Raw genomic sequence first — 23,818 nt, 5'->3', positions numbered from 1 at the left:
GTACACGAGCACATGGCTGATTCCCAAACTGCAACCTCCGCGCCCAAGTTTAAGAGCGCCCACTTTATCGGTATCGGCGGCGCCGGCATGAGCGGCATCGCCCTCGTTCTGCACGAGCGCGGTTATGCCGTTACCGGCTCTGACCTTAAGACGTCACGTTATATCCGCCAGCTTACCCGCGCTGGCGTGAAGGTGCATGTGGGCCATGAGGCCGCCACGATCGACGAGGTCAAGCCCGACGTGGTTGTTGTCTCCACCGCTATTCCGGAGTCCAACCCTGAACTTGTGCGCGCTCGCGAGCTTGGTATTCCCGTGTGGCCCCGTGCCAAGATGCTCTCTGCTTTGGGCCACGGCTACACCACCGTCGCTGTTGCCGGCACGCATGGCAAGACCACCACGTCTTCGATGTGCGCCACCATGCTCGACCGCATGGGCCTGGATCCGAGCTTCTTGATCGGCGGCATCGTCGAGGGCTATGACACGAACGGCAAGAACGGCTCGGGCGACTACTTTGTCGCCGAGGCCGACGAGTCCGACAGCTCCTTCCTGTTCCTGAACCCCAACGTGGTCATTGTGACCAACGTCGAGGCCGACCACCTCGATCACTACTCGGGTATCGAGGAGATCGAGGCAACTTTCGCCAAATTCATGAGCCTGGTGGGCGAGGACGGCACCGTCATCGTCTGCGGTGAGGATCCGCATCTGGTCGAGCTCGCCAAGTCGACGGGCCGTCACGTGCTTTCCTACGGCTTTGCCGAGAGCAACGATGTCGTCTGCGTGCATCCGGATGTCAAGGGCATCCAGAGTGACTTTATCGTTCGCTTTGAGGACGGCACTGAGCACGCTGTGGAGATCAAGAGCAATCCCGGTCGCCACAACATGCTCAACGCCACGGCGGCGCTCACCGTCGCCCATGTCCTGGGCCTTGACATCGACGCCGCCGCCAAGGCGCTCTCGAGCTTTGAGGGCGTCCGCCGTCGTTTTACCCACGTGGGCGATATCGATGGCATCACCGTGGTCGATGATTACGGCCATCACCCCACTGAGATCAAGGCGACGCTTGCTGCCGCTTCGTCGCTGGGCTACAAGCACGTCGACGTCGTATTCCAGCCGCACCGCTATTCGCGCCTGCAGGCCCTGTGCGACGACTTTGCCGATGCATTTGCCAATGCCGATAAACTGCTGCTGATCGATGTGTTCTCGGCTGGCGAGATGCCCATTCCGGGTGTCACCTCTAAGATGCTCGCCGATACCGTGCGCGCCAAGCATCCTGGCAAGGAGGTCGTGTACTGCTCCAGCCGTCTTGAGCTCAATCAGGAGCTCGAGCAGATGGTGGGCGAGGGCGACCTGCTGCTCACCATGGGTGCCGGTGACGTTACGACCGTCGGTCCCGAGTTCATCGAGTATCTGACTGCCAAGAAAGACGCTTAAGTCAAATGGGTCTGTTTAACGCCGTCATGGCGCTCTCGGGCATGATCGACACGGATGTGATCGAGGACGAGCGCCTTGCGCGTCATACGAGCTATCGTATCGGCGGCAAGGCCGACCTCTTCGTGACGTGCCATAGCTATCATGCCCTCCGCCGCGCCGTGGCGGTGCTCGATCGCGAGCAGGTGCCGTGGGTCATCATCGGCAAGGGCTCCAATCTGCTGGTTGCCGATGGTGGTTATCGCGGTGCTGTCATTTCGCTCGGACGTGAGTTTCAGCGCACGGTTGTTGCCGATGACGGCTGTACGCTGACGGTCGGTGCGGGCGTGATGTTTGCGCGCCTGGTCAACGATGCCCTGTCGCGTAGCCTCTCGGGCCTTGAGTTTGCCGTTGGCATCCCTGGTTCGGTCGGCGGTGCGATATCTATGAATGCCGGCACACGGACCGAGTGGATTGGCTCGCTGGTCGAGGATGTCGTAACGTTTGACCCGGCATCCGGTATCAAGCATTATGCGGGGTCCGAGATCACTTGGGGCTACCGCGAATGTAGCCTTCCCCGCAATGAGATTATCCTCGAGTGCGTGCTCAAGCTTAAACCGGCGCCCAAGGCCGACATTCGCGAGCGCATGGAGCGGTACCTGACGAGGCGCAAGCGTACACAGCCCATGGGTCGCGCATCCTGCGGGTCGGTCTTTCGCAACCCGCCCGATGCGAGTGTGGGCAAGCTTATCGAGGATTGTGGATTAAAGGGTTTTTCGATTGGCGGCGCGGAAGTTTCGCCCGTTCACGCTAATTTTATCGTTAATAACGGAACTGCCTCGGCCGATGACGTTGCCGCGGTTATCAGACATGTGCACGGAAAGGTGAGGGAGGCGTATGGCATCGAGCTCAGACCGGAAGTTAAATTCCTCGGCTTCTAGAGCATCGAAACCCACCTTCCGCCGCGCCGGAGGGCGTTCCGGCGCGCCTGCCAAACCTCAACGCAATACCGTCGCGCACTCTAAGTCTGTCGGGCATGCTCGACAGACCAGTCGTCCGGTCGTCGGCTCGCAGCTCGGTAATCGTCCGGCCGCAAAAAAGTCCTCGCGTCCCTCGGTGACGTCAAAGCCTGTTATGGGCGCCAAGCCTGCCCGTCCCATGCCAGCTCCTAAGCCCTCGACGGGAACTAAAGCGGCGCGTCCGGGTCGCATGCTAGGCGCATCGAAACCGCGCTCGCTGACATCGGTGTCGGCTACCGCCGAGAAGCCTTCGGGTAAAAAAGGCGTCAACCCGTTGTCTTCACTTGGGGCGATGGCAAATAAAACATCAGACGCCGCTTCTGTCGTTGCAGGCAAAGGCAAAATCCTGGGCGGCGTTCTGGCTGTCTTGGCCGTGCTCGTCGTCGTTGCCATCGTGGTGATCAACTCTGGATTGTTTACCGCCACTGATATTCAGATTCAAGGCAGCGAGCATGTGACGAAGCACGATGCTGTCCAGCTGATCGATTTGCCCGAGGGAACGTCACTTTTTAACGTCGATCCCGACCAGATTACCGAGGACCTCAAGCAGAACCCGTGGGTCTCGGGCGTGGATGTCCAGCGTCAGTTCCCGCATACGCTCATCATTACGCCGATGGAGCGCAAGGTCATCGCAATTGCCTATATCAGCTCCGATGACCTTGCCTGGGCCATCGGTGATGATGACACCTGGATCGCCCCGCTGTCGACGTCGGTCGAAGTGGACGACCAGGGCAACGTCATCACGACAGGGCAGGGCTCAAATACCCTGACCGGCATTGATGCCGCACTGGCGCTCGCTAAGCACTATGGCGCGGTGTTGCTGACTGATGTCTCGGCGGATGTCGCTCCGGTTTCCGGCCAGGCGGTGAGCTCCAAGGCCGTTAAGGCTGGCTTGGATTATGTGCGTGGTTTTTCGAGCGAGTTCTTGGGACAAGTCAAGGATATTTCCACGCCTTCGGTCGAAGCCATCTCGGCAAACCTCAATAACGGCATTGAGGTGTCGCTGGGCGATTCGGACGATATCGCCAAGAAAGAACGCGTAGTCACTAAGTTGCTTTCGCAGGTAGAGGGCGTAACGTATATCAATGTGCGCTCTCCGGGCAACTACACATTTAGGAACGCTCCGACCTCGTAGCGCTGGTTGATGCTTTGTTGAGGGGCCATACCACGCCGTTTATCTGGTTTGTTTGGTTTTCACGGTCAATTATTTGACTGATACGTTCATAATGTGCAAACATAATACGGTTTACCTTTGCATTTACTTTCAACCTGAAGGTTAATGTGCGCAGGGGTCGACCCATGCTATGGCTATAACCTTTGTTCGGAGGACCGACATGCACGAGACAGAGATCAACAACTACCTTGCCGTCATTAAGGTGGTCGGCGTCGGCGGCGGCGGTACCAACGCGGTCAATCGAATGATCGAAGAGGGCATCCGCGGCGTCGAGTTTGTTGCCATCAACACCGATGCTCAGGCACTCGCGATCTCTGATGCCGATATCAAGGTGCACATCGGCACCGACCTTACCCGCGGCCTGGGCGCCGGCGCCAACCCCGAGGTTGGCCGCAAGGCTGCCGATGAGTCCCGCGACGACATTGCCGAGGCGCTCGCTGGCGCCGACATGGTGTTCATCACCTGCGGCGAGGGCGGTGGCACCGGTACCGGTGCTGCTCCCATCGTTGCCGATATCGCGATGAACGAGGTCGGCGCACTGACCGTCGCCGTCGTGACCAAGCCCTTCACCTTCGAGGGCCGCAAGCGCAAGAAGAGCGCCGAGGAGGGCATCAAGACCCTCTCCGATTGCGTCGACACCATGATCGTCATTCCTAACGATAAGCTGCTCGACATCGCCGAGAAGAAGACCACCATGCTCGAGGCCTTCGCGATTGCCGATGGCGTCCTTTCCCAGGGCACCCAGGGCATCACCGACCTCATCACCGTCCCCGGTATCATCAACCTGGACTTCGCCGATGTTAAGACCATCATGAAGCAGGCCGGTACCGCCATGATGGGTATTGGTACCTCTTCTGGGGATACCCGTGCCGTCGACGCTGCCCAGCAGGCCATCTCCAGCCCGCTGCTCGAGAGCTCCATCGATGGCGCCACGCGCGTGCTGCTCTCCATTGCCGGTTCCAAGGATCTGGGCATCCAGGAGATCAGCGACGCCGCCGACGTTGTCGCCAACGCCGTCGACCCCGAGGCCAACATCATCTTCGGTACCGTTGTCGACGAGTCCCTGGGCGATCAGGTGCGTATCACCGTCATCGCTACGGGCTTCTCCGACTCCAACGTCAACCGTCAGGACGAGCTCTTTGCTGCTCAGCAGTCTCAGAGCAAGGTCGCTGCCTCCGCTGAGCCGCAGCGCACCGCTCCTGCCGCCAGCCCGGCTCAGGCCGCTCCGACCCGCAACGTCGGTGGCACCGAGCTTCCTAACTTCGGCAACGATCAGTTCGAGCTTCCCGACTTCCTGAAGCGCGGTAGCTTCTAGGTCGTTCTTTGCATTGTTGTGCACAGGGGCGTGTCCGTATGGATGCGCCCTTTTTATTTCGACTTTGTAAACTAGAACCTCCAATCTCTTTACGTTCCCTTTACGATTGCCTCCAGTGCAGCAGGTATCCTTTTAAGGAAGTATGACAGCCGTATAAACGCGGGCTGTAGCGGCGATGCCGCGTACTTGTGTTATTAGGAGGCTTTGGTATGGCAGCACGTGCGGACAAAGTTTCGCGTGTCGACCATGATGGAGTTACGTTGGTGGAGGGCGCGACATCCTATGTTCGCTTTGCCTTCACCGAGCGCGTCGGTGGTGTTTCCGAAGATGCGTACTCCTCACTCAACTTGGGCTCGCATGTTGGCGATGATCCCTTTGCTGTTCAAGAAAATCGTCGTCGCGCGCTCGAGGCTATGGGTGCCGCCGAGTGCGAGCACAACCTGCTCGTTCCCAATCAGATCCATGGTGACCATATCGTTGCGGTGACCTCGAACGGCGCCGATGACCTTGAGGACGTTCGCGAGCAGATTGCCGAGGGCTGCGATGCCATCGTCTGTACGGCGCATAACGTGCCCGTGCTGCTCTGCTTTGCCGACTGCGTTCCCGTGGTGCTGGTGGCTCCCGGCGGATTTGCCGTGGTGCACTCCGGTTGGAAGGGCACGATTGCACGTATTTCCGCCAAGGCGTGCCAGGCGCTTTGCGATGCTGCCGGCTGCGATGCGAGCGACGTTTCCGCCTATATCGGTCCCCATATCTTGGGTGACGAATATGAGGTGTCCCAGGAACTCATGGATCGCTTTGCCGCCGAGTTCTCGTGCATCGATGCGAGCATCTCTCGCATGCTCGATCTTTCCGCTGCCATTTGCGAGGCGCTGGTAGATGTCGGTGTCGACGCGGATAATATCGTGGATACCAAGCTTTCGACTGTGCGTCAGAACGACCGCTTTTTTTCCTACCGTAACGAGAACGGCACCTGTGGGCGCCATGCTGCGATCGGCGTGATGCTATGAGAAAGATCGTATCGGTCCTGAGCGCCGCTGTGCTTACGCTTACGCTGTGCGCCTGTTCTTCGGGATCTTCTACTTCTTCCATTACCGTCGCCGGCTCGACCACCTGCCTACCCATTGCCGAGATTGCGGCCGAGGGCTTTAAGGAAGAGACCGGCATCGACGTACTTGTCTCCGGTCTGGGCTCCTCTGCGGGCATCGAGGCCGTCAGCAACGGCACGGCCGATATCGCCAGCTCATCTCGCGGCCTCAATGCCGACGAGCAGGATCTGGGCCTGACCCCGATTGTGATCGCGCACGACGGCATCGCGGTCATCGTGAATGACGATAACCCGGTCGATAACCTCTCGACCGGGCAGCTCCGCGATATTTACGCCGGCAAGATCACCAACTGGAAGGAAGTCGGCGGAGAGGACCTGAAGATTCAGGTCATCAACCGAGATGAGGCGTCTGGCACGCGTGAGGCCTTTCGCACCATCGTGATGGACGGCACCCCGTTCGATCGTCGCTCGGCCGTTCTTTCGGGCACGGGTCAGGTGCGCGACGTGGTATCTCGTTCGCGCGGTGCCATTGGCTACATTTCGCTGGGCTTCGTCGATAGCCTCAACGCCAAGACCTCGGTCAAGGCCGCCTCGGTCAATCATGTTGAGGCGTCCGAGAAGACGGTCGCGAGCGGCGGCTATCCCATCTCGCGTGACCTGTACTTCTTTGTGAAGGGTGCGCCTTCGCAGCAGGCGCAGGATTACATCGACTACGTGACGTCCGAAAAGATGGACAAGCAGATTCGCGAGGCGGGCTTTATCCCCGTCACCAACGACGAGAAGGGGAGTGAGTAGCATGGAAGCACAGGAAAACTCCCAGACTGAGCAGAATGTTCAGGCACCCAAGAAGCGCGAGCTGGCGCTCGTATCGCGCAGTACCTATATCAAGGAGAAGGCGCTGCAGTGGATCTTCTTTGCCTGCGCGTTCTTGGCGGTCGTTACCGTCATCCTGATTTTTGTCTTTACCACGTACTCGGCGCTGCCCGTCTTTACCGACATTGGCCTGGCGGACTTCTTCAGCTTTACGTGGGCGCCCTCCGAGGGCCACTACGGCATTATGTCGCTGCTGGCCGGCTCGGGTCTCGTGACCGTCGGTGCGCTCGCCATGGGTGTGCCCCTGGGCGTGGGCACGGCCGTGTATCTGGTCGAGATCGCCAGCAAGCGCGTGCGCAAACTCATCAGCCCCGCCGTCGACCTGCTGGCGGGCATTCCCTCCATCATCTACGGTTTCTTTGGCATGATCATCATCCGTCCGTTTATCGCGCAACTGACCGGCGGTCTTGGTTTTGGTGCGCTGACGGCGTGGTTCGTGCTTGCTATCATGATCGTCCCTACCATCACCACGCTCACCATCGATGCTCTCAATTCCATTCCCATGGGCATTCGCGAGGCATCGTATGCCATGGGCGCCACCAAGTGGCAGACCATCTATAAGGTCGTGCTACCTGCCGCCAAGCTGGGTATCGTGGATGCCATCGTGCTGGGTATGGGCCGTGCCATCGGTGAGACCATGGCCGTGCTCATGGTCGTGGGTAACGCTCCGGTTATTCCCGACAGCATTGCGAGCCCCATCTCGACGCTCACGAGCCAGATCGCGCTCGACATGAGCTATTCCTCGGGTCTGCACCGCTCGGCGCTGTTCGGCATGGGTGTGGTCCTGTTTATCATCTCCGCCGCGCTGGTGGGCATCGTCCGTCTGATTTCCAAGAAGAAGAGGGGGTAGGCTATGTCCGATTCCGTTGACACGACGGTCGATACGACCTCGTCGCGCGAGCGCATCAAGCGTGCCCTTTCCCACGGCAAGAAGGGCCGCATCAACAAAGACCTGTCCAATAAGATCATGCTTGGCGTGTTCCGTGCCGCAGCATACATCACCACGCTGGTGCTGGTCGCTATCATCGCTTACGTGGTCATTAACGGTCTGCCGCATATCTCGTTCGACTTTATCTTCGGTTGGCCCCAGGGCGTCAACGCCGAGGGCGGCATTTGGCCCACGATCGTCTCGACCGTCTACGTGACGGCGCTCGCCATGCTTATCTGCACGCCGATTGCTGTGCTGGCAGCCGTCTATCTGGCCGAGTACGCCAAGCAGGGCAAGGTCGTCGAGCTCATACGCTACGCTGCTGACGCTTTGGCGTCGGTGCCCTCCATCGTTATGGGCCTGTTTGGCTACGCCTTGTTTGTCGAGGCCATGGGCCTGGGCCTTTCGATGGTCTCTGCCGCTCTGGCGCTGGCGCTTCTGATGCTGCCTATCGTCATGCGCACCACCGAAGAGGCCATTCGCGCCGTTCCGCGCTATATCCGTTGGGGCGCGTACGGCTTGGGCGCCACCAAGTGGCAGGTCGTCTCCAAGATCGTACTTCCTTCGGCCTTTGGTCGCATTGCCACCGGCATCGTCCTTGCCATCGGCCGCGCCATCGGCGAGACCGCCGTGGTGCTCTACACCATGGGCCAGGCCATCAATCTACCTATTTCGCCGCTCGATTCCGGCCGCCCCATGACGGTTCACCTGTACCTGCTTGCCAACGACGGCATCAACATGAACGCGGCCTACGGCACCGCGCTTTTGCTGATGGCGATTATTCTGGCCTTCAACCTGTTTGCGCGCTACCTGTCGCGCAAGCGTCGCTAGTTAAGGAGTCCCATGTCCGTCTATCAGTCCGCTCCCACGCCGGAGCAAGCAGCCATCACGGCCAAGGATTTCAACTTTTGGTACGGTGACTTTCATGCGCTGACGGGGCTCGACCTCAACATCGCAAAAAACGCCATCACCGCCTTCATTGGCCCTTCGGGCTGCGGCAAGTCGACGTTTTTGCGCTGCATCAACCGCATGAATGACCTGATCGAGGGTACGCGCGTCGAGGGTACCATGACGCTCGACGGCAATGATATCTATGCCGAGGGCGTCGACCCGGTCGACCTCCGTCGTCGCGTGGGCATGATCTTTCAGCAGCCCAACCCGTTTCCCAAATCCATCTACGAGAATGTCGCCTTTGGCCCTCGTCTGCAGGGCGTGACTAGCAAAAGCGACCTCGATGACATCGTGGAAGAATCGCTCAAGCGCGCCAACCTCTGGAAAGAGGTATCCAATCAGCTCAACAAGGATGGTTTGGCGCTCTCGGGCGGTCAGCAGCAGCGTCTGTGCATCGCCCGCGTGCTTGCGGTGCAACCCGATGTCCTTCTGATGGACGAGCCCTGCTCCGCCATCGACCCCACGTCCGTCTCTAAGGTCGAGGATTTGATGGCCGAGCTGGCGCCCGAGATGACGATTATCATCGTCACGCATTCTATGCAGCAGGCAGCTCGTATCAGCGACTACACCGCATTCTTCTTGCAGGAAGTTGCCGGCGAGCCCGCCACGCTCATCGAGTATGGTCAAACCGACGCGATCTTCACCAGCCCGGTGGACTCGCGTACGGAAGACTATATCACCGGCCGCTTTGGCTGATCGGTGCGACTAGTCCCAAGCCGATCGGACCTGGTCCGGTGCGTATTCACTGTGCGGGCGGCATGACCGCACCCAACTGATTGGAGTGAACCATGCGCAAACTGTTTTCCCGTCAGCTCATCGAGGCCCGTCACGAGATGCTGAGCATCTATGAGGCCGTCGATCTGGCCCTCCACGATGCCGTAAAGGCCTATGTGACCGACGACCGCAAGCTCGCCACCAAGACCAAGAAGCGCACGCTTTCGATTGACGCACGCTGCGCCAACCTGGAGGCCGTCTGCTACAACCTGATTGCCACGCAGTCACCGGTCGCCTCCGACTTCCGCCTGCTTCAGACGATTATCTATGTTGACTTTAACCTGCAGCGCATGACCGATAAGGTCCGTCAGATTTGCCGCGCCACGCGTCATATGATCAAGGCCGACATCTCGCTGCCCAAGGAGCTTGTCGGCACGGTCGAGGCCGAGGCTGAGGCCGTCTACCAGGTGCTGGGCTCTTCGCTTTCTGCGCTCGTCACCAATGACATGTCCATCATCTGCAACCTGGCCGTCGAGGACGAGCCAGTGCACGCTGCCTACGAGAAGTTCTTCCGCACCTTTAACCGTATGGATACGGGCGACTTTATGGACGACGACAGCAACTATGACGACCTGCGTCGCGCCATCATGGTTTCACGCTACCTCGATCGCATCGCTTCGATTTCCATCGATGCCGCTTGCCGTCTGACCTTCCTGTTGACTGGTCAGCGTATGAACGCCGGCGATATCGCCCGCACTGATGAGGATGAGCTCGAGAGCATGCGCGTGCCTTCGGGCGAGGGTGTTATCATGAGGCCCGCCGTCGATGCTCGCTATGTTGCCAAGGTGCCTGCTAACGAGGTTAGCGAGGGCCTGCGCTACCTGCTGGATCATCTTGAGGATGAAGACGATGGCGAGGACGACGAGGAGTAGGGTAGCTCCGCTCGTTGAGAGATTGTAAATACCTGAGGGAGCGCGGCCTTGCGGATGCGGGGCCGCGCTCTTGCGTTAGCATGGGACTACTTGTTGTGCTGTCTGCGGAGGCGATTTGCCATGGATAACTATTTAGACTTGATGCGCGCTCGCCGCGAGCAGATACTCGAGCGCTTTTATGCCGCGCTCGATCGCGCTGGGAGGCCCCACGATGCCGCGCGTTTGATTGCCGTGTCCAAGACCGTTGGCGTCGACGAGACCATCGCGGCCATTCGGGCGGGGTATCGCCATTTTGCCGAGAACCGCCCGCAAGAGCTCGTCCGCAAGCTTACGGGTCTGGCGGAGCATCCGGAGCTGCCCGAGGTGCGTTTCGATATGATCGGCAACCTTCAGACTAACAAGATCAATGCGGTGCTGGGCTCAGCCGAGCTAATCCATTCGGTGGGGTCGCTTCATCTGGCGCAGGCTATCTCGAGCCGTGCGACTCGTAAGATCGAGGCGGGCGAGCTGGTTGCTCCCCAGCAGGTGCTGATTGAGGTCAACGTGAGCGGCGAGGAGTCCAAGGGCGGTTTTTCGCCCGATGAGATTCGCGCCGCCGCGGGTGAGCTTGCAGAGCTTGAGGGAATTTGCGTGCAGGGGCTTATGACTATGGCGCCCCGGGGGAATAAGGATGTGGCACGCCGCACCTTTGCGGGGCTTCGTGAGCTGAGGGATGAGCTGGAGGCAGCGCATCCCGATTTGAACCTGCCTGAGCTTTCCTGCGGCATGAGCGAGGACTTTGAGCCTGCCCTTGAGGAGGGCTCTACGCTCGTTCGCCTGGGCAGGGTAGTATTTAGCCCGGAGTTTGCAGTAAAATAGGGCTCTGAAGTGCGCACTGGTTTACAGAGCGCCTGCACTAAACCGTGAGAGGACACAACCATGGGCTTCCTTGACGAGATTAAAAATAAGATGCACCTGGGCGGCCAGCAGGGTTACGACCAGGGCTATAGCCAGGATGACGACTACGGCTACGATGACGGCTACGACGACGGCTATCAGGGCGGCGGCTACAGTGGTGCTTCGGGCGAGGGCTTCTATACCCAGGACGAGCCGAGCAACGGCCTGCTGGGCCAGACGCGCCGCGGTGAAGCTGAGTCGGTTGCCGTGTATACGCGCTCCGGTCAGCTGGTCGGCGATGACTCGCGTCATGCAACGACGTACAATCCGCCGTCGCGTTCTCAGGATACGGTCACCGGTGGCTATCGTCCCGGCGCCTACGACACGCCGTCGAGCTATGCCGAGAGCGCCCGTGCTCGCGCCGCGGCGCCTGCGCCCGCCCCTGCGCCGAGCGACGCCTCGGCCTATGCGAGCAACATCATCAACGCCACGCCGCAGCTGCCTGCCTATGTCCTGCGTCCCGAGAGCTATGATGACGTTGAGACCGTTGTCCGTCGTGTGCGTACCAAACAGCCCGTCGCGCTGATTTTTGTCGGCGTTCGCACCGAGGTCGCCAAGCGTGTCCTGGACTTTAGCTATGGCTTTGCCTGTGGCCTGGGCGCTACGGTCAAGGAGGTGGGCGACCGCGTGTTCATGGTGCTGCCCGCCGGCTGCGAGGTCAAGGATTCGGACCTCAAGAAGCTTCGTGCCGACGGCTACCTTAAGTAAACCCAAGACGAGGAGATTCTCATCAACATCTACACCATTGTCCAGCTGGTCAACACGCTGTTCAACTTCTACTCCACGCTCATCGTGGTCTATTGCTTTATGACGTGGATTCCCATGAAGCAGGGCGGCCTGCTGCAGGATATCGCTGCAGTGCTCGATAGCGTCTGCGGCCCGTGGCTCAACCTCTTTCGTCGGTTTATCCCGCCGATGGGCGGCGTTGATTTTTCGCCGGTCGTTGCGATTATTGCGTTGCAGTTGGTGCAGAGACTGGTTCTGCAGCTTCTTATAGGTATACTCGTATAGAACTGACTTAGTAACTTACGTCGGGCGTGTAGCGCCGAGGCGATGAAAAAGGAGACTTGTTATGGCTATTACCCCTGCAGACATCCAGGCTCAGACTTTCTCTGAGGCCAAGCGTGGCTACGATCCTGCCGAGGTCGACGTCTTCTTGGAGACGCTGTCTTCCGAGGTTGACGCTATGCTCGCTAAGATCGTCGACCTTAAGGGCCGTCTGACTGCTACTGAGCAGCAGCTTGCCGATGCACAGGCTCAGCTTGCCCAGGCTCAGGATACCGCCGCCCAGGCCGCCCCTGCCGCCCCCGTGGCCGCTCCCGCCCCTGACTTCTCCGCTCAGGAGCGCCAGATTTCCGCTGCCCTGATCGCTGCCCAGCAGACCGCTGAGACCATCGTCAACGATGCCAATGAGAACGCTGAGCGTATCCGCAACGAGGCTGACGCCAAGGCCCGCGAGGTTATCCGCCAGGCTCTGACCGAGAAGCAGGCCGAGCTCGAGGAAATCGACCGTCTGAAGGCTTCCCGCGAGGAGTTCAAGGCCGAGTACCTCAAGCTCATCCAGCACTTTATGGACGACGCCCAGAACTCCTTCCCGGCCGACCTCATGGCCTCCACGCCGGTTGGTTCTGCCGCTTCTCCTGCGGTGACTGTTCCCGCCGAGCCGCTGCCCGTCGCCGATCCGGTTGTCCCCGTGGCCGATCCCTTCGCCCCGATCGACAACTTCGCTGCCGACGACCTGGACTAACATTCGGCCTACAATTTAGTGCCTAGAAAGGACCCGCAGCTTGCGGGTCCTTTTTTATGACTGTGCAGGGTGTGCAGGGGTGCGCAACATAAAAATCCGAGCCCTGCACATAGTGGCGCAGAACTCGGTGAACGGGTGAGCGGTCAAGGGTAGGTTTTGCGGCATGTCCCAAAAATCTACTTGAGGAGGAAGTCGGAGAGGGGAATGGTGCGGGCCTCTCGATGCTCGGGGTCGGCGATATGGTCGGCAGGATAGCCACAGACGAGCATGTGATAGGGATAGACACCCTCGGGCAGGTCGAACTGCTCACGGGCCACCTCGGGCTTAAAATGGCACACCCAGCACGTTCCCAGGCCCTGCTCGGTGGCCTCCATCATCATCTGATCACACACGATGGACGTATCGATTTCACTGGAATTCATCTGATCATACGGGCGCACCCAAGCATCATCGGTAACGCTGCAAATGAGGAAGACAAGCGGAGCCCCAAAGATAGACCCATCACGAGCAAACCGAGGCTGACAAGCAGCAGCCTTCTCCAACAGCTCGGGCGTATCCAGCACCATCACACGAGAAGGATGATTATTACAAGCAGAAGGAGCAATCCGTCCAGCTTCAACAACAGCATCCACCACCGACTGCTCCACAGCCCGATCCTCAAAAGAACGACAAGAATACCGACCACGAGCCAAATCCAAATAACCCATAACCAAGCCCTCCAAAGTCAACGAATCGATCCAAAGCAAAATAAAGGGTACCCAAAGCACCATCCAGCCAAACGTTTGAGGCGGTCCCAAAGTTCCCAACCGGGCCCAAAGGCCCTGCTAACAAAAGCCCCATCGCTTTCAAAGTATCAGCCAAAGTTCCCAATGGTGGTACGTAAGGCGAAGGGCCGGCCACGGTTTACTTTCGAACGACTCTGCAAAGCAGCCGGAGTGAGAAAGCAAACCGTGGCCGGCCCTTCGCCGCCGGGACACGTACCCCCAATTAACTGTTCTTCATGACGATCGAATCCACGACATCGGCCACATTCTCACAGCAGTCGGCGCAGTATTCCAGGAAGGCATATACGTCACGCCAGGCGATGACCTCGAGCGGGTCCTTGCCGTTGACGTGCAGGTTGCGCATGGCGTTGATGTAGAGCTCGTCGGCCTCGGACTCGATGGTGTTGATCTGGATGACCAGTTCGCGCAGCGTTTTGGACTTGCGGTAGTTGGGCAGCTCGACCATCAGGTCCTTCATGGCGCGGCAAGCGTCGGTCACCTTGTGGGCGATGACGATGGCGTCGGGATGGATGCTCTGAATGTTGGTGAAGTAGACGCGCTGCACGACGCCCTCGATGCGGTCGAGCACGGTGTCGAGTGAGCAGCTCATCAAATTCAGATCCTCGCGCTCGAGCGGGGTGATAAAGGCGGTGAGCAGGGCGTCTTCAAGCTCGTGGTGCTTCTTGTCTGCCGCATGCTCAATGGCATGCATCTCCTCGAGCATATCGTGAATCTTCGCGGGATCGAAGTTCTCAAAAATCTGGGTAAGCAGCTCGGCGGCCTGGACGGCGAGGTCGGCGCAGGCGACGTAGTTGTCAAAGTAGAACGAATTGGGTTTCTTTGCCATGGGTGGGTCCTTTCGAGGCGAAGACGGGTAGGCGAAGTGTTGCGGTCCGGATGGACACTCGGTTTGACTAGAGGAACATCATGAACAGCTTGGCCATGAAAAAGCTGATGAGTCCGCAAGCGGGGAAGGTGAAGAACCAGGTGAACATCATGTCCTTGACGACGCCGAAGTTGATGGCTGAGAGGCGCTTGACGGCGCCGACGCCCATGATGGCGCAGGTTTTGATGTGCGTGGATGACACGGGGATGCCGGTAAGGGTGGCAAGTAGCAGGTTCGCGGCGCCCGCGAGGTCGGCAGAGAAACCCTGATACTTCTCGAGCTTAACCATGCTCTGGCCGACGGACTTGATGATGCGCTCGCCGCCCACGCTGGTGCCGATACCCATAGTGGCCGAGCACAGCAGCATAATCCAGATGGGGATGCCGGCATCGCCGACGCTCGTCTGGCCGTTGGCGAAGGCCACGCCTAAAAAGAGCACGCCGATGAACTTCTGTCCATCCTGCGCGCCGTGCATGAAGCTCATGGCCGCGGCACTCGCGATCTGAGCGTATTTAAAGAAGACGTTGGCACGTCGCCTGTTGGCGGCGGCAAAAAGAATCGAGACGAGCTTGCACAGGACCCAGCCCATGACAAAGCCCAGGCCGATGGAGAGCGCCAAGCCGTAGATGACCTTCATCCACTCGTGGACGTTGACGCTGCTCGCGCCGCCGAGGGCGATAGCGGCACCGGTCAGGCCGGCGATAAGGCTGTGGCTTTGCGAGGTGGGGATGCCAAAACGCGACGCTGTGGCGCCGTAGACGACGATGGAGAACAGCGCCGCGCACAGGCACGCGAGCGCCATGGTGCTATTTCCGCCAAAGTCGACGATATGTGAGATGGTGTTGGCGACGCTCGCGTTAAAGTGCGTCATGATGAGCACGCCGAGGAAGTTGAATGCGGCGCTCATGAGAATGGCAGCGCGGGCGGGCATGCAACGCGTAGTGACGCAGGTCGCGATGGCGTTGGGCGCGTCGGTCCATCCGTTGACGAAGATGGCGCCGAGCGCGAGAATCACGGTGACGGCAAGGACTGGGTTCGACACAAGTTGGCCGAGGAAGGTTGAGAACGTTACGTCCATATATGGGCTTTCTCGAAGTTTGCAGAAACGTTACAAAAACATGATAAATCGTATCACCTCCTGCGGGTTTCTTTACCGAGTTCTGATGGGAGAAGTGAATTTTTGGGTACTAAAATTGAATATTAGCCCTGTTGACCTCCGGTGTTCTTTTTGCTAACACGTCGTGCGGACGTGCGCATGCGGTCCGACACGCCAAAACCACAGCCTGTTCGCTTTACAATATGCAAACATGCGTTCGATAATAGGGGCATGGAATATCGACAGACAGATGGCAAAACTCGGCGCGTGCACAAGCAGTATGTGGACGTCGTGGCTCGCATCCTCGCGGGCGGACAAGTCGTGCCGGTCACCGTCTGCTGGGTTGACGGTCGCTGCTTTACGATTGACGAGATTGTCTCGACCACTGGGTTTGGCCTGACGGTTCACGGCATTCGTACGGCAACCTATAAGGTTCGTTTTGGCGGTCATGCGACCGAGTTGTATCTGGAGGACCAGGCGCGCGAACGGCCGGACGGCTTGCAGACCCACGTGATGCGTTGGTGGGTCTGGGCGTTTGACTGCACGCTCGAGGGTGGGCGCCGCAGGTAAAACGTGTGGCATTTGGGTACAATGGCAGAAATCTTGTCGCTTAAGGCGCTGCTGTCGCGGCGCTATCTGAAAGGACGAAAGCATGAATGATATCCAGGGCTATCAGAACGGCCCCATCGAGACCGGTGCAAGCCGTGCCAAGGAGATGTCGCCGCGTGCGTACAACCTTGTCATGTCCGCCCTGATCTTTTTGGGCTTTTGCGCCATGGGTGCCGGCGCCTACTTTACGAGCACCATGGCGTTTGCCCGCATGATGATGAGTGGCGCCGCTTTGCCGCTGGTCTTTGGCTCGTTTATTTTGACCATCGTCGGCATTGTCATGATGTCGGCTGCCGCGGGCAAGCAGTCTGTGGGCCTGTCGCTCACGGGTTACGTGATCTTTGCGAGCACCTTTGGCCTGACCGCGTCGTTTGGCCTTGCCAACTACGACCTGCCCACCATCAACACCGCCTTTATCGCCACCGCCGCCATTACCTTTGTCTTTGGCGCGCTGGGCGTGACCTTCCCCAAGTTCTTCCAGCGTGTGTATGGCATCGGATTTGGTATTCTGCTTGCCACGATCCTGGTCGAGATCGTGCTGATGTTTATGGGCGTTTCGCAAACCATCACCGACCTGATCGTGATTGTGGTGTTCGCCGGCTTTATTGGCTACGACACCTATGTGGCCACGACGGTGCCGCCCACGCTTCCCAATGCGGTGCTCATGGCGTCCAACCTGTTCGTGGATATCATCAACGTGTTCCTGCGCATCCTGAATATCCTTGGTCGTCGCGACTAGCGGCGAGTTGCAGCGGTGCTTGCCGCGCGCGTAAATCAATGCGAAAGTCGGTCCTTCGGGGCCGTCTTTTTTGTACGTGGCGGGGTATCATGGATGGGAAAAAGCCGATAACGGCAGCGACAGGAAAGGTGACCACTTATGGCAGACGTCGACAACAGGAACCGTAACCGCAGGACCGGCCGCGCAGGGCAGCCCAACCCCAAGCGCGAGGCCCGTGTCAAGGCCGCCGAGCGTCACGTGGCAACTGTGTCCGAGGCGTGTGCCAAGGATATCGAGCGCTCGCTTGCCGGCGTGCGCGAATTCGACGGTATGCCTGCCGGTTTTGTCGCGGCGATGAAGGCCAAGGCCCAGGCGGCTGCCGAGGAGCAGGTTGCTGGGGTTGTGGAGGCTGACGCTGCCGAGGTCGAGGCCACCGAGGTCGCGCCCGTCGAGACCGAGGTCACGGACGAGTCTGCGTCTGCCGAGGAGCCCGCAGAGACCGAGCCCGTGCCTGCCGAGGAGCCCGCTCCGACCCTGCCCGAGGTCACCGTGCTTGATGCCTCCGCCACGCAGGCCATTCTGGACAACGGCCGTGGCTATGCGCAGTTCTGCGACATGGCCGTGCTTGCCTTTGCCTCGTTTACCAATCCGGGCGGCGGTTACATCCAGGGCTATCTGGGCCAGGAGGCCGCGCTCTGTGCCGATTCGTATCTGTACAATGTCCTCGATAAGCAGCGTAAGTGGTACGGCGAGAACCGTCGCCGCAATATCAACTGCGAGCTGTACCGCAACCGCGCGCTGGTGGTGCCCGCGGTGCGCTTCGACCGCAACCATGTGCATGCGTATGCCGACGTGATCGTTGCCGCCGCGCCCAACGTTAAGCGCGCCCGCCAGGAGTATCGCGTGAGCGACGATGCTCTGCTGGATGCCCTGCGCGACCGTATCCGCTTTGTACTCGCCATCTGCGACGAGTTGGGTCGCGAGAAGCTCGTGCTGGGCGCATGGGGCTGCGACAACAACGGCTTTGACGCCGAGGCCGTGGCTGAGCTCTTCCGCAAGGAGCTCGCATCGGGCGACTTCAAGGTCAAGCAGGTCTTCTTTGCTGTGCCCTCTACGCGCTGGGACGAGGACTTCGCCAAGTTCGAGCACGTGTTGGCAAACTTCCCCGAGCGCAACGAGGAGTCCTATGCCCAGGTTGCCGCCCGCGCTGCGGCCGCCCGTGCCGCCGAGCAGGCTCGGGCCGCTGCCGAGGACGATGAGGATGACGACGACTGGCGCAAATACTTGTAAACTGTGCGCGTGATGCGACATGCCGAGCCGACGGGGGCTGCTCCCGTCGGCTTTTTATTGAGTGGGGAGCTTACGATGAAAAACGTTCTATGCTTTGGCGACAGCAACACCTATGGTTACGATCCGGCTGGTATGCGCGACGGCACCGCGGTGCGCTATGCGCAGGATGTGCGCTGGTGCGGCGTGGCGCAGCGTGACCTGGGCGAGGGCTGGCATGTGATCGAGGAGGGGCTCAACGGCCGCACGACGGTGCGCGACGATATGTGCCACCTGGACACTAACCTCAACGGCATTCGCGCGCTTCCGATGCTGCTCGAGGCCCATAAGCCGCTGGACGCCATTGTGATCATGCTGGGCACCAACGACTGCAAGACGGTCTTTAACGTGACGGCTTCCGATATAGCCCGTGGCGCCATGGCGCTGATTCGCGCCGTCCGCGCGTTTTCGTGGACCGACGCTGCGCCTTGTCCGCGCATTCTGCTGATGGCTCCCATCAAGATCAAGCCGCAAATCGCCGATGTGTATATGACCGATTTTGACGAGCATTCCGTCGAGGCCTCGGAGCATTTTGCCGAGTACTACGCGCACGTAGCCGAGCAGCTTGGCTGCGACTTTTTGAATGCCGCCGACTTTGCCGAGCCGGGCGATATCGACTATCTGCATATGATGCCCGAAAGCCACGAGAGCTTGGGACATGCCGTGGCAGCCAAGCTCCAAGAGATGCTCGGTGAGTAGCGCAGCCCCAAACCACCACAAAGGGGACAGGCACTTTTGTGGTGGTTTTGCCCGGGTAAACGAGCGGCTTGGCTGCCACATGGGCATGGATGAGCTCATTGACCTGTTTGCCGAGGGGGATGAGCTTGTCTCAAATACCGCTTTTGAGGAGCTGGAGCTCGCCTATGACGTGGCGAACGGTGCGACCTTTGACGGCATCGTGTTCCGCTCCTGCGTATTCGATGGCGTCGACTGGAGTGGTTCGACGTTTCGTGACGTCGTATTTCGCGGTTGTCGCTTTATCCGCTGCAATATGGAAGGCTGCTGGCTCAACCGATGCGACTTTGTTGATTGCTCGGCGCCGGGGCTCAACTTGGTCAAGGCGCGCCTGTCGAACGTTTCGTTTGCATCATGCGACCTGAGCTACGCGAACCTTTCGGAGGGACGCATTGGCCCCATCACGGCGTGCGATGTGCGCCTGACCGAGGCGGCGCTCCAGGGGGCCAAGTTGGGGCAGCTGCGCCTGGATAGCTGCGACCTGACGCGAGTTGATGTGTTCAAGACACCGCTATGTGGTGTTGATGTATCGCGCTGCACGTTTGAGGCTCCCGTTGTTTCGGGTGACTACCGTGAGTTGCGTGGCCTGACAGTCAATGCCGAACAAGCGCTCGCACTTTCGGGCTTGCTCGGCATCCAACTCGCAGACGATTAAGTGTTAAAAGAAAAACCACCACAAAGGTGCCTGTCCCCTTTGTGGTGGTTTTGCTGCAGGGCTAGTAATTCCACATGTGGTTGACGGGGCCGGAACCTTTGCCCATGTCAAAGCCGGCGGCGAGGGCGCCCGTTAGGTAGGCCTTGCCGGCGTTGACGGCGTCGGCAAGATCCATGCCCTGGGCCAGCGCGCAGGCGATAGCGGACGAGAGCGTGCAGCCGGTGCCATGCGTGTTGCCGGTCTCGATGCGCTTGTGACGGAACCATGTGGTGAGCGGATCGCCCAGGTGGTTGCCCTCGTCATCGAGCGGCGCGGGCTCCGCCAGCACGTCGTTGGCCTCGTTGACAAGATGTCCGCCTTTAACCAAAGACGCGCATCCAAAGCGGCGGGTGAGGAGCATGGCGGCATTTTGCTGCGTGCGCTCGGAATCGACCTCGTAGTCGAGCAGTGCCATGGCCTCGGGGATATTGGGTGTGATGACGGTCGCCAACGGGAACAGGCGACGCGTGAGCGCCTCGGCCGCGTCCTCGGCAATGAGTCGAGCGCCCGAGGTGGCTACCATGACGGGGTCCACGACCACGTTCGTTGCGTTCCAGGCGCTCAAGCGGTCGGCGATGACTTCGATAATCTCGACAGAAGAAACCATGCCGATCTTGACGGCGCTCGGGCGGATGTCGTCAAAGACGGCGTCGATCTGCGCGGCGACGATATCTGGCGAGATATTCTGCACGGCGGTGATGCCCAGGGTGTTTTGTGCCGTGATGGCGGTTATGGCCGTCTCGGCATACAGACGGTGCGCCGTAATGGTCTTGATGTCGGCCTGAATGCCGGCGCCACCGCTGGAATCGGATCCTGCGATGGACAGGACGGCAGGTACCTTGCTGCGATCCATGTTCGCTCCCTTGTTCGGTCGGAATCAAATGGGTCTTTAAGCTAGCATTATAAAGATGCCCGGGCCGACTCTATGTCGAACCCGGGCGGGCGGTGCAATCTTTACGCAAATGCAAGAAAATGTTCACACGTCAACAACGGTCGACGTCGCGGTGCTTCCAAAAGCAATCGTGGCGACGAGTTAGTCCTCCATGCCGAGGTCGATCGTCGTGCCTTCGAACACCTTGTTGACAGTGCGAACGGCGCACATCTTGCCGCACATGGTGCAGGTGCCCTCGGTGGCGGCGGGGGATTCCTCGTAGCGCTTCTTGCCGGTGACCGGGTCGAGGGCGCACTTCCACATGGCGTCCCAGTCGAGCTTGCGGCGTGCCTGACCCATCCTGTCGTCCATGTCACGGGCGTGCGGTACCTTCTTGGCGATGTCGGCGGCGTGTGCGGCAATCTTGGTGGCCATGAGGCCATCGAGCACATCCTGAGCGTTGGGCAGGCACAGGTGCTCGGCCGGCGTCACGTAGCACAAAAAGTCGGCACCCGAGCTCGCGGAGATGGCGCCACCAATGGCGGCGGTGATGTGGTCGTAGCCCACGCCGATATCGGTCACCAGCGGCCCCAGCACATAGAACGGGGCGTTGTGGCACAGGCGCTTCTGCAGCTTCATGTTGGCGGCGATCTCGTCGAGCGCCATGTGACCCGGACCCTCGACCATGACCTGGACGCCGGCGGCCCAGGCGCGCTTGCACAGCTTGCCCAGCTCGATCATCTCGGCGGTCTCGGTTGCGTCGTTGGAGTCGTAGAGACAGCCCGGGCGGCAGGAGTCGCCGAGCGAAATCGTCACGTCGTACTCGTGGCAGATCTCGAGCACCTCGTCGTAGAACTCGTAGAAGGGGTTCTCGTTACCGGTGACCTCCATCCAACCAAACAGCAGCGAGCCGCCGCGGCTGACGATGTTCATGAGGCGGCCAGTCTCCTTAAAGGTCTTGATGACCGACTTGTTGATGCCGCAGTGGATGGTCATAAAGTCCACGCCGTCCTCGGCATGCGCGCGCACGACCTCGAGCAGATCGTCCTTGGTCAGCTTGACCAGCGGCTTTTCCATGTAGCCGATGGCATCGTACATGGGGACGGTGCCCACCATGAGCGGTGTCTCGTCGATGAGCTGCTGGCGGAACTGGCGCGTCTTGCCCGAGTTGGAGAGGTCCATGATGGCGTCGGCGCCAAAGTCCTCGGCGATCTTGACCTTCTTCCACTCCTCGGCGGCATCGGCCTTATCGCCCGAGATGCCCAGGTTGACGTTGACCTTGGTGGACAGGCCCTCACCGACGCCAAAGGCGCGCAAGCCTTTTTTGATATGCACGATGTTGGCGGGGATGGCGATGCGGCCGTCGGCCACGCGCTCGCGGATGTACTCGGGGTCGCGATGCTCGCGCTCGGCGACTTCTTTCATCTGCGGCGTGATTTGCCCGGCGCGGGCGAAGTCGATTTGCGTGACGAGCTTGGGCTCGGTCTGTGTGCTCATTGGCACGGCTCCCTTCGTTGGCATTACCCATATCAGGTTTGCGGGTCAGGGCGGGCGCGCCCAATCTCAGCCTGCCGTCTTGTCCTGCAAGCTCCCCGTTATGTCATGGGCTCAAGTATAGCCTGAATGGGTACGATTGGGCCAACGAGCGTGCTTGCGGGGAGGCGAACATGGAAGACAAGCATCTATATCGAGAGACGCAATGGGATGTATCGGCCGAGGAAAGCCGTGCGCACCATGGCCTTGTCGCGATTGGTTTTGCGGTGCTTGCCGTGCTGGTGATTGCCTTTTGTATCTGGACGTTTGGTGGTCGCGGCGGCGCTGCATGGGAGTTCGAGGCTGATGATAGCCTACCGATTATGACGGTGAGGAGTGCTGGCGGTAATGCCAATACGCTCGCCGTTCCGGGCGACTATTGGTATCCGTACGATGGATTTGTCCAGCTGCAGCTGAGCGGTGGTTCCATTCCTGGTGAAGAGATCGAGCGCGTGACCTTCGATGCGGCGCTTAAGACGCTGTTGGTCGAGCTCAAAGATCAAGGGGATGTGCCCACGACGATGGATATCGCGCTGACGGAATGGCGCCTGGAGCCCCCGTCGGGCGTCAAAGTGTCCGAGGTGGAGCACGTCAAGATTACCTATCAGGACGGCTCGACAAATGAAATTGCCAAAGCCGACGGCTTGGCGGAATAGACGCCGTGCCTAGGTAGCACATTCAAAGTAGCGGTGGTCCTACAAGGCCTGTTCGTTCAGGAAGACCAAAGTGTTTTTATTTGAAAGTTCGGGAAAGTGACGATAACCAACGTCGAACGCGGTGAGCCCGCTTACATCCTCGAGCTTGTTTTCTGCCATCCACCGCACCATGGAGCCGCGCGCCTTTTTGCTGGCGGTCGACCGTTGGATGGGCTTCCCGTTGCGGATACCCTCGCCAAAGAGGCATGTGACGGCCGTGGCGTCGCCCGCGAGGTGGGGCAGAACGGCTTTGGCATACTCTACGCTGGCGAGGTTGACGATCGTGGTGTTTGAGTCCGCCGGGGCGATAGCCCGCGCGAGCTTGTCGCTCCAAAACGCGTAGAGGTCTCGGGCATCGTCAACGGCGAGCTTCGCGCCCATCTCCAGCCGATACGGTTCGACGGCATGAAAGGGACGAACGCACCCGTAGAGGCCGGAGAGGATCCATAGATGGTCTTGTAGCCATGCGAGCTGCGCGGAATCCATCACCTCGGGCGCCATGCTCTGGTATTGAATGCCGTGATAGGACATGACGGCAGGGGAGAGGTGACGGGCGAGTTCGGGATTGTCGAGATTGCCGTTTTTCAGGATGGGCCCGAACTCATGCAGGGTGTTGAGGCAAGGCCCCAGCAGTTTGTCACTCACGTTCCATAGCGCTTGCAGGCCGCCGCTGCCTTCATTTCGTTCGATATCTAGCAGTGCGCGGTGGAGGCGAGCCGTCTCGTGCGCAAAAGGTGGAATGCCCAGGACTTCAAAAGCATCTTGGGCCGCGCGCATCTGCTTGGCGGGCGAAATGATGACCTGCAGCATGGACTCTCCTCTGCCAAAAGGAAGTTGCGGTGGAATA

The 23,818-nt window shown here is 59.7% G+C and carries 26 protein-coding genes and 1 riboswitch; of the genes, 20 read left to right on the top strand and 6 right to left on the bottom strand.

What is annotated here, in order from left to right:
* Positions 1–12: 12 nt before the first annotated feature.
* The 14 genes from murC (at position 13) to DWX25_RS05370 (ending at position 13,044) form a co-directional block, all read left to right on the top strand.
* Positions 13–1,431, top strand: a complete 1,419-nt coding sequence (gene murC, locus DWX25_RS05430; protein ID WP_117799219.1) for a UDP-N-acetylmuramate--L-alanine ligase — start codon at positions 13–15, stop codon at positions 1,429–1,431.
* A gap of 5 nt (positions 1,432–1,436) precedes the next feature.
* Positions 1,437–2,348: a UDP-N-acetylmuramate dehydrogenase gene (gene murB, locus DWX25_RS05425; protein ID WP_006234257.1), complete on the top strand. Its 912-nt coding sequence runs from the start codon at positions 1,437–1,439 to the stop codon at positions 2,346–2,348.
* Positions 2,305–3,561 (top strand): cell division protein FtsQ/DivIB, encoded by a 1,257-nt coding sequence (locus DWX25_RS05420; protein ID WP_233505616.1) that lies wholly within the window; start codon positions 2,305–2,307, stop codon positions 3,559–3,561. The genes murB and DWX25_RS05420 overlap by 44 nt, the downstream gene beginning before the upstream one ends.
* 199 nt (positions 3,562–3,760) lie before the next feature.
* The gene (gene ftsZ / locus DWX25_RS05415) at positions 3,761–4,915 is read left to right on the top strand and encodes a cell division protein FtsZ (RefSeq protein ID WP_117734951.1); all 1,155 of its coding nucleotides are present in this window, start codon (positions 3,761–3,763) and stop codon (positions 4,913–4,915) included.
* A 209-nt stretch (positions 4,916–5,124) separates the two neighbouring features.
* Complete coding sequence (locus DWX25_RS05410) at positions 5,125–5,925, top strand: polyphenol oxidase family protein (protein WP_117743760.1); 801 nt, start codon at positions 5,125–5,127, stop codon at positions 5,923–5,925.
* Positions 5,922–6,758 carry a phosphate ABC transporter substrate-binding protein gene (locus tag DWX25_RS05405; RefSeq protein ID WP_117734953.1) on the top strand — a complete coding sequence of 279 codons (837 nt, stop codon included), beginning with the start codon at positions 5,922–5,924 and terminating at the stop codon, positions 6,756–6,758. The genes DWX25_RS05410 and DWX25_RS05405 overlap by 4 nt, the downstream gene beginning before the upstream one ends.
* A gap of 1 nt (position 6,759) precedes the next feature.
* The gene (gene pstC, locus DWX25_RS05400; RefSeq protein WP_117743761.1) at positions 6,760–7,686 is read left to right on the top strand and encodes a phosphate ABC transporter permease subunit PstC; all 927 of its coding nucleotides are present in this window, start codon (positions 6,760–6,762) and stop codon (positions 7,684–7,686) included.
* 3 nt (positions 7,687–7,689) lie between these two features.
* Entirely contained in the window at positions 7,690–8,595 is a 906-nt protein-coding gene (gene pstA, locus DWX25_RS09530) for a phosphate ABC transporter permease PstA (RefSeq protein WP_117762846.1), read from the top strand.
* A 12-nt stretch (positions 8,596–8,607) separates the two neighbouring features.
* On the top strand, positions 8,608–9,411 hold the full coding sequence (pstB, locus tag DWX25_RS09525; RefSeq protein ID WP_117647229.1) for a phosphate ABC transporter ATP-binding protein PstB: 804 nt from the start codon (positions 8,608–8,610) through the stop codon (positions 9,409–9,411).
* 92 nt (positions 9,412–9,503) lie between these two features.
* Positions 9,504–10,361, top strand: coding sequence for a PhoU domain-containing protein (locus tag DWX25_RS05390; RefSeq protein WP_117734956.1), 858 nt, complete (start codon positions 9,504–9,506; stop codon positions 10,359–10,361).
* Between the two features lie 120 nt (positions 10,362–10,481).
* Entirely contained in the window at positions 10,482–11,219 is a 738-nt protein-coding gene (locus DWX25_RS05385) for a YggS family pyridoxal phosphate-dependent enzyme (RefSeq protein WP_117734957.1), read from the top strand.
* A 60-nt stretch (positions 11,220–11,279) separates the two neighbouring features.
* Entirely contained in the window at positions 11,280–12,005 is a 726-nt protein-coding gene (locus DWX25_RS05380) for a cell division protein SepF (RefSeq protein ID WP_117734958.1), read from the top strand.
* 15 nt (positions 12,006–12,020) lie between these two features.
* Positions 12,021–12,308 (top strand): YggT family protein, encoded by a 288-nt coding sequence (locus tag DWX25_RS05375; protein WP_369832059.1) that lies wholly within the window; start codon positions 12,021–12,023, stop codon positions 12,306–12,308.
* 61 nt (positions 12,309–12,369) lie between these two features.
* Positions 12,370–13,044 carry a DivIVA domain-containing protein gene (locus tag DWX25_RS05370; protein WP_117734960.1) on the top strand — a complete coding sequence of 225 codons (675 nt, stop codon included), beginning with the start codon at positions 12,370–12,372 and terminating at the stop codon, positions 13,042–13,044.
* Between the two features lie 176 nt (positions 13,045–13,220).
* On the opposite strand, the gene DWX25_RS05365 is transcribed toward DWX25_RS05370, so the two are convergent.
* The 3 genes from DWX25_RS05365 to DWX25_RS05355 all read right to left on the bottom strand — a co-directional run bounded on the left by DWX25_RS05365 (position 13,221) and on the right by DWX25_RS05355 (position 15,772).
* Positions 13,221–13,751 (bottom strand): nitroreductase family protein, encoded by a 531-nt coding sequence (locus tag DWX25_RS05365; RefSeq protein WP_117799218.1) that lies wholly within the window; start codon positions 13,749–13,751, stop codon positions 13,221–13,223.
* A gap of 280 nt (positions 13,752–14,031) precedes the next feature.
* A complete protein-coding gene (locus DWX25_RS05360; RefSeq protein ID WP_117734961.1) occupies positions 14,032–14,655 on the bottom strand; it encodes a DUF47 domain-containing protein in 624 nt (207 codons plus the stop codon).
* 67 nt (positions 14,656–14,722) lie between these two features.
* Entirely contained in the window at positions 14,723–15,772 is a 1,050-nt protein-coding gene (locus tag DWX25_RS05355) for an inorganic phosphate transporter (RefSeq protein ID WP_117734962.1), read from the bottom strand.
* 249 nt (positions 15,773–16,021) lie between these two features.
* Here DWX25_RS05355 and DWX25_RS05350 point away from each other — a divergent pair, with 249 nt between their 5' ends.
* From DWX25_RS05350 to DWX25_RS05330, 5 genes are all read left to right on the top strand, one after another.
* Complete coding sequence (locus tag DWX25_RS05350) at positions 16,022–16,360, top strand: hypothetical protein (RefSeq protein WP_147351590.1); 339 nt, start codon at positions 16,022–16,024, stop codon at positions 16,358–16,360.
* An 82-nt stretch (positions 16,361–16,442) separates the two neighbouring features.
* A complete protein-coding gene (locus DWX25_RS05345) occupies positions 16,443–17,138 on the top strand; it encodes a Bax inhibitor-1 family protein (RefSeq protein WP_117734964.1) in 696 nt (231 codons plus the stop codon).
* 138 nt (positions 17,139–17,276) lie between these two features.
* The gene (locus DWX25_RS05340) at positions 17,277–18,407 is read left to right on the top strand and encodes a TIGR02452 family protein (protein WP_199412324.1); all 1,131 of its coding nucleotides are present in this window, start codon (positions 17,277–17,279) and stop codon (positions 18,405–18,407) included.
* 75 nt (positions 18,408–18,482) lie between these two features.
* Positions 18,483–19,142 (top strand): SGNH/GDSL hydrolase family protein, encoded by a 660-nt coding sequence (locus tag DWX25_RS05335; RefSeq protein WP_158550217.1) that lies wholly within the window; start codon positions 18,483–18,485, stop codon positions 19,140–19,142.
* Between the two features lie 85 nt (positions 19,143–19,227).
* A complete protein-coding gene (locus DWX25_RS05330; protein ID WP_233505133.1) occupies positions 19,228–19,833 on the top strand; it encodes a pentapeptide repeat-containing protein in 606 nt (201 codons plus the stop codon).
* A 61-nt stretch (positions 19,834–19,894) separates the two neighbouring features.
* Here DWX25_RS05330 and thiD read toward each other — a convergent pair whose 3' ends face one another.
* Positions 19,895–20,725 carry a bifunctional hydroxymethylpyrimidine kinase/phosphomethylpyrimidine kinase gene (gene thiD / locus DWX25_RS05325; protein ID WP_117734968.1) on the bottom strand — a complete coding sequence of 277 codons (831 nt, stop codon included), beginning with the start codon at positions 20,723–20,725 and terminating at the stop codon, positions 19,895–19,897.
* 180 nt (positions 20,726–20,905) lie between these two features.
* Positions 20,906–22,240, bottom strand: coding sequence for a phosphomethylpyrimidine synthase ThiC (gene thiC, locus DWX25_RS05320; RefSeq protein WP_117799217.1), 1,335 nt, complete (start codon positions 22,238–22,240; stop codon positions 20,906–20,908).
* Positions 22,232–22,348, bottom strand: a riboswitch (TPP riboswitch). (Overlaps the previous gene by 9 nt.)
* Positions 22,349–22,410: 62 nt before the next feature.
* Here thiC and DWX25_RS05315 point away from each other — a divergent pair.
* Positions 22,411–22,932 carry a hypothetical protein gene (locus DWX25_RS05315; protein WP_117799216.1) on the top strand — a complete coding sequence of 174 codons (522 nt, stop codon included), beginning with the start codon at positions 22,411–22,413 and terminating at the stop codon, positions 22,930–22,932.
* Positions 22,933–22,971: 39 nt separating this feature from the next.
* Here DWX25_RS05315 and DWX25_RS05310 read toward each other — a convergent pair whose 3' ends face one another.
* Positions 22,972–23,781, bottom strand: coding sequence for a YaaA family protein (locus DWX25_RS05310; protein WP_117799215.1), 810 nt, complete (start codon positions 23,779–23,781; stop codon positions 22,972–22,974).
* Positions 23,782–23,818 lie beyond the last annotated feature (37 nt).

The sequence above is a fragment of the Collinsella sp. AF18-8LB genome (genome assembly GCF_003459795.1).
GTDB lineage: Bacteria > Actinomycetota > Coriobacteriia > Coriobacteriales > Coriobacteriaceae > Collinsella.
Note: the sequence above shows the minus strand (reverse complement) of the source record. Positions and strands in the feature narration are given on the sequence as shown.

Coding starts and splice junctions, on each gene's coding strand:
- murC (WP_117799219.1), top strand. CDS start 13: ATGGCTGATTCCCAAACTGCAACCTCCGCGCCCAAGTTTAAGAGCGCC.
- pstC (WP_117743761.1), top strand. CDS start 6,760: ATGGAAGCACAGGAAAACTCCCAGACTGAGCAGAATGTTCAGGCACCC.
- DWX25_RS05340 (WP_199412324.1), top strand. CDS start 17,277: ATGGCAGACGTCGACAACAGGAACCGTAACCGCAGGACCGGCCGCGCA.
- DWX25_RS05405 (WP_117734953.1), top strand. CDS start 5,922: ATGAGAAAGATCGTATCGGTCCTGAGCGCCGCTGTGCTTACGCTTACG.
- DWX25_RS05315 (WP_117799216.1), top strand. CDS start 22,411: ATGGAAGACAAGCATCTATATCGAGAGACGCAATGGGATGTATCGGCC.
- DWX25_RS05310 (WP_117799215.1), bottom strand. CDS start 23,781: ATGCTGCAGGTCATCATTTCGCCCGCCAAGCAGATGCGCGCGGCCCAA.
- DWX25_RS05365 (WP_117799218.1), bottom strand. CDS start 13,751: ATGGGTTATTTGGATTTGGCTCGTGGTCGGTATTCTTGTCGTTCTTTT.
- thiC (WP_117799217.1), bottom strand. CDS start 22,240: ATGAGCACACAGACCGAGCCCAAGCTCGTCACGCAAATCGACTTCGCC.
- DWX25_RS05380 (WP_117734958.1), top strand. CDS start 11,280: ATGGGCTTCCTTGACGAGATTAAAAATAAGATGCACCTGGGCGGCCAG.
- thiD (WP_117734968.1), bottom strand. CDS start 20,725: ATGGATCGCAGCAAGGTACCTGCCGTCCTGTCCATCGCAGGATCCGAT.
- pstA (WP_117762846.1), top strand. CDS start 7,690: ATGTCCGATTCCGTTGACACGACGGTCGATACGACCTCGTCGCGCGAG.
- DWX25_RS05355 (WP_117734962.1), bottom strand. CDS start 15,772: ATGGACGTAACGTTCTCAACCTTCCTCGGCCAACTTGTGTCGAACCCA.
- ftsZ (WP_117734951.1), top strand. CDS start 3,761: ATGCACGAGACAGAGATCAACAACTACCTTGCCGTCATTAAGGTGGTC.
- DWX25_RS05420 (WP_233505616.1), top strand. CDS start 2,305: ATGGCATCGAGCTCAGACCGGAAGTTAAATTCCTCGGCTTCTAGAGCA.
- DWX25_RS05345 (WP_117734964.1), top strand. CDS start 16,443: ATGAATGATATCCAGGGCTATCAGAACGGCCCCATCGAGACCGGTGCA.
- pstB (WP_117647229.1), top strand. CDS start 8,608: ATGTCCGTCTATCAGTCCGCTCCCACGCCGGAGCAAGCAGCCATCACG.
- DWX25_RS05350 (WP_147351590.1), top strand. CDS start 16,022: ATGGAATATCGACAGACAGATGGCAAAACTCGGCGCGTGCACAAGCAG.
- murB (WP_006234257.1), top strand. CDS start 1,437: ATGGGTCTGTTTAACGCCGTCATGGCGCTCTCGGGCATGATCGACACG.
- DWX25_RS05330 (WP_233505133.1), top strand. CDS start 19,228: ATGGATGAGCTCATTGACCTGTTTGCCGAGGGGGATGAGCTTGTCTCA.
- DWX25_RS05335 (WP_158550217.1), top strand. CDS start 18,483: ATGAAAAACGTTCTATGCTTTGGCGACAGCAACACCTATGGTTACGAT.
- DWX25_RS05385 (WP_117734957.1), top strand. CDS start 10,482: ATGGATAACTATTTAGACTTGATGCGCGCTCGCCGCGAGCAGATACTC.
- DWX25_RS05370 (WP_117734960.1), top strand. CDS start 12,370: ATGGCTATTACCCCTGCAGACATCCAGGCTCAGACTTTCTCTGAGGCC.
- DWX25_RS05390 (WP_117734956.1), top strand. CDS start 9,504: ATGCGCAAACTGTTTTCCCGTCAGCTCATCGAGGCCCGTCACGAGATG.
- DWX25_RS05410 (WP_117743760.1), top strand. CDS start 5,125: ATGGCAGCACGTGCGGACAAAGTTTCGCGTGTCGACCATGATGGAGTT.
- DWX25_RS05360 (WP_117734961.1), bottom strand. CDS start 14,655: ATGGCAAAGAAACCCAATTCGTTCTACTTTGACAACTACGTCGCCTGC.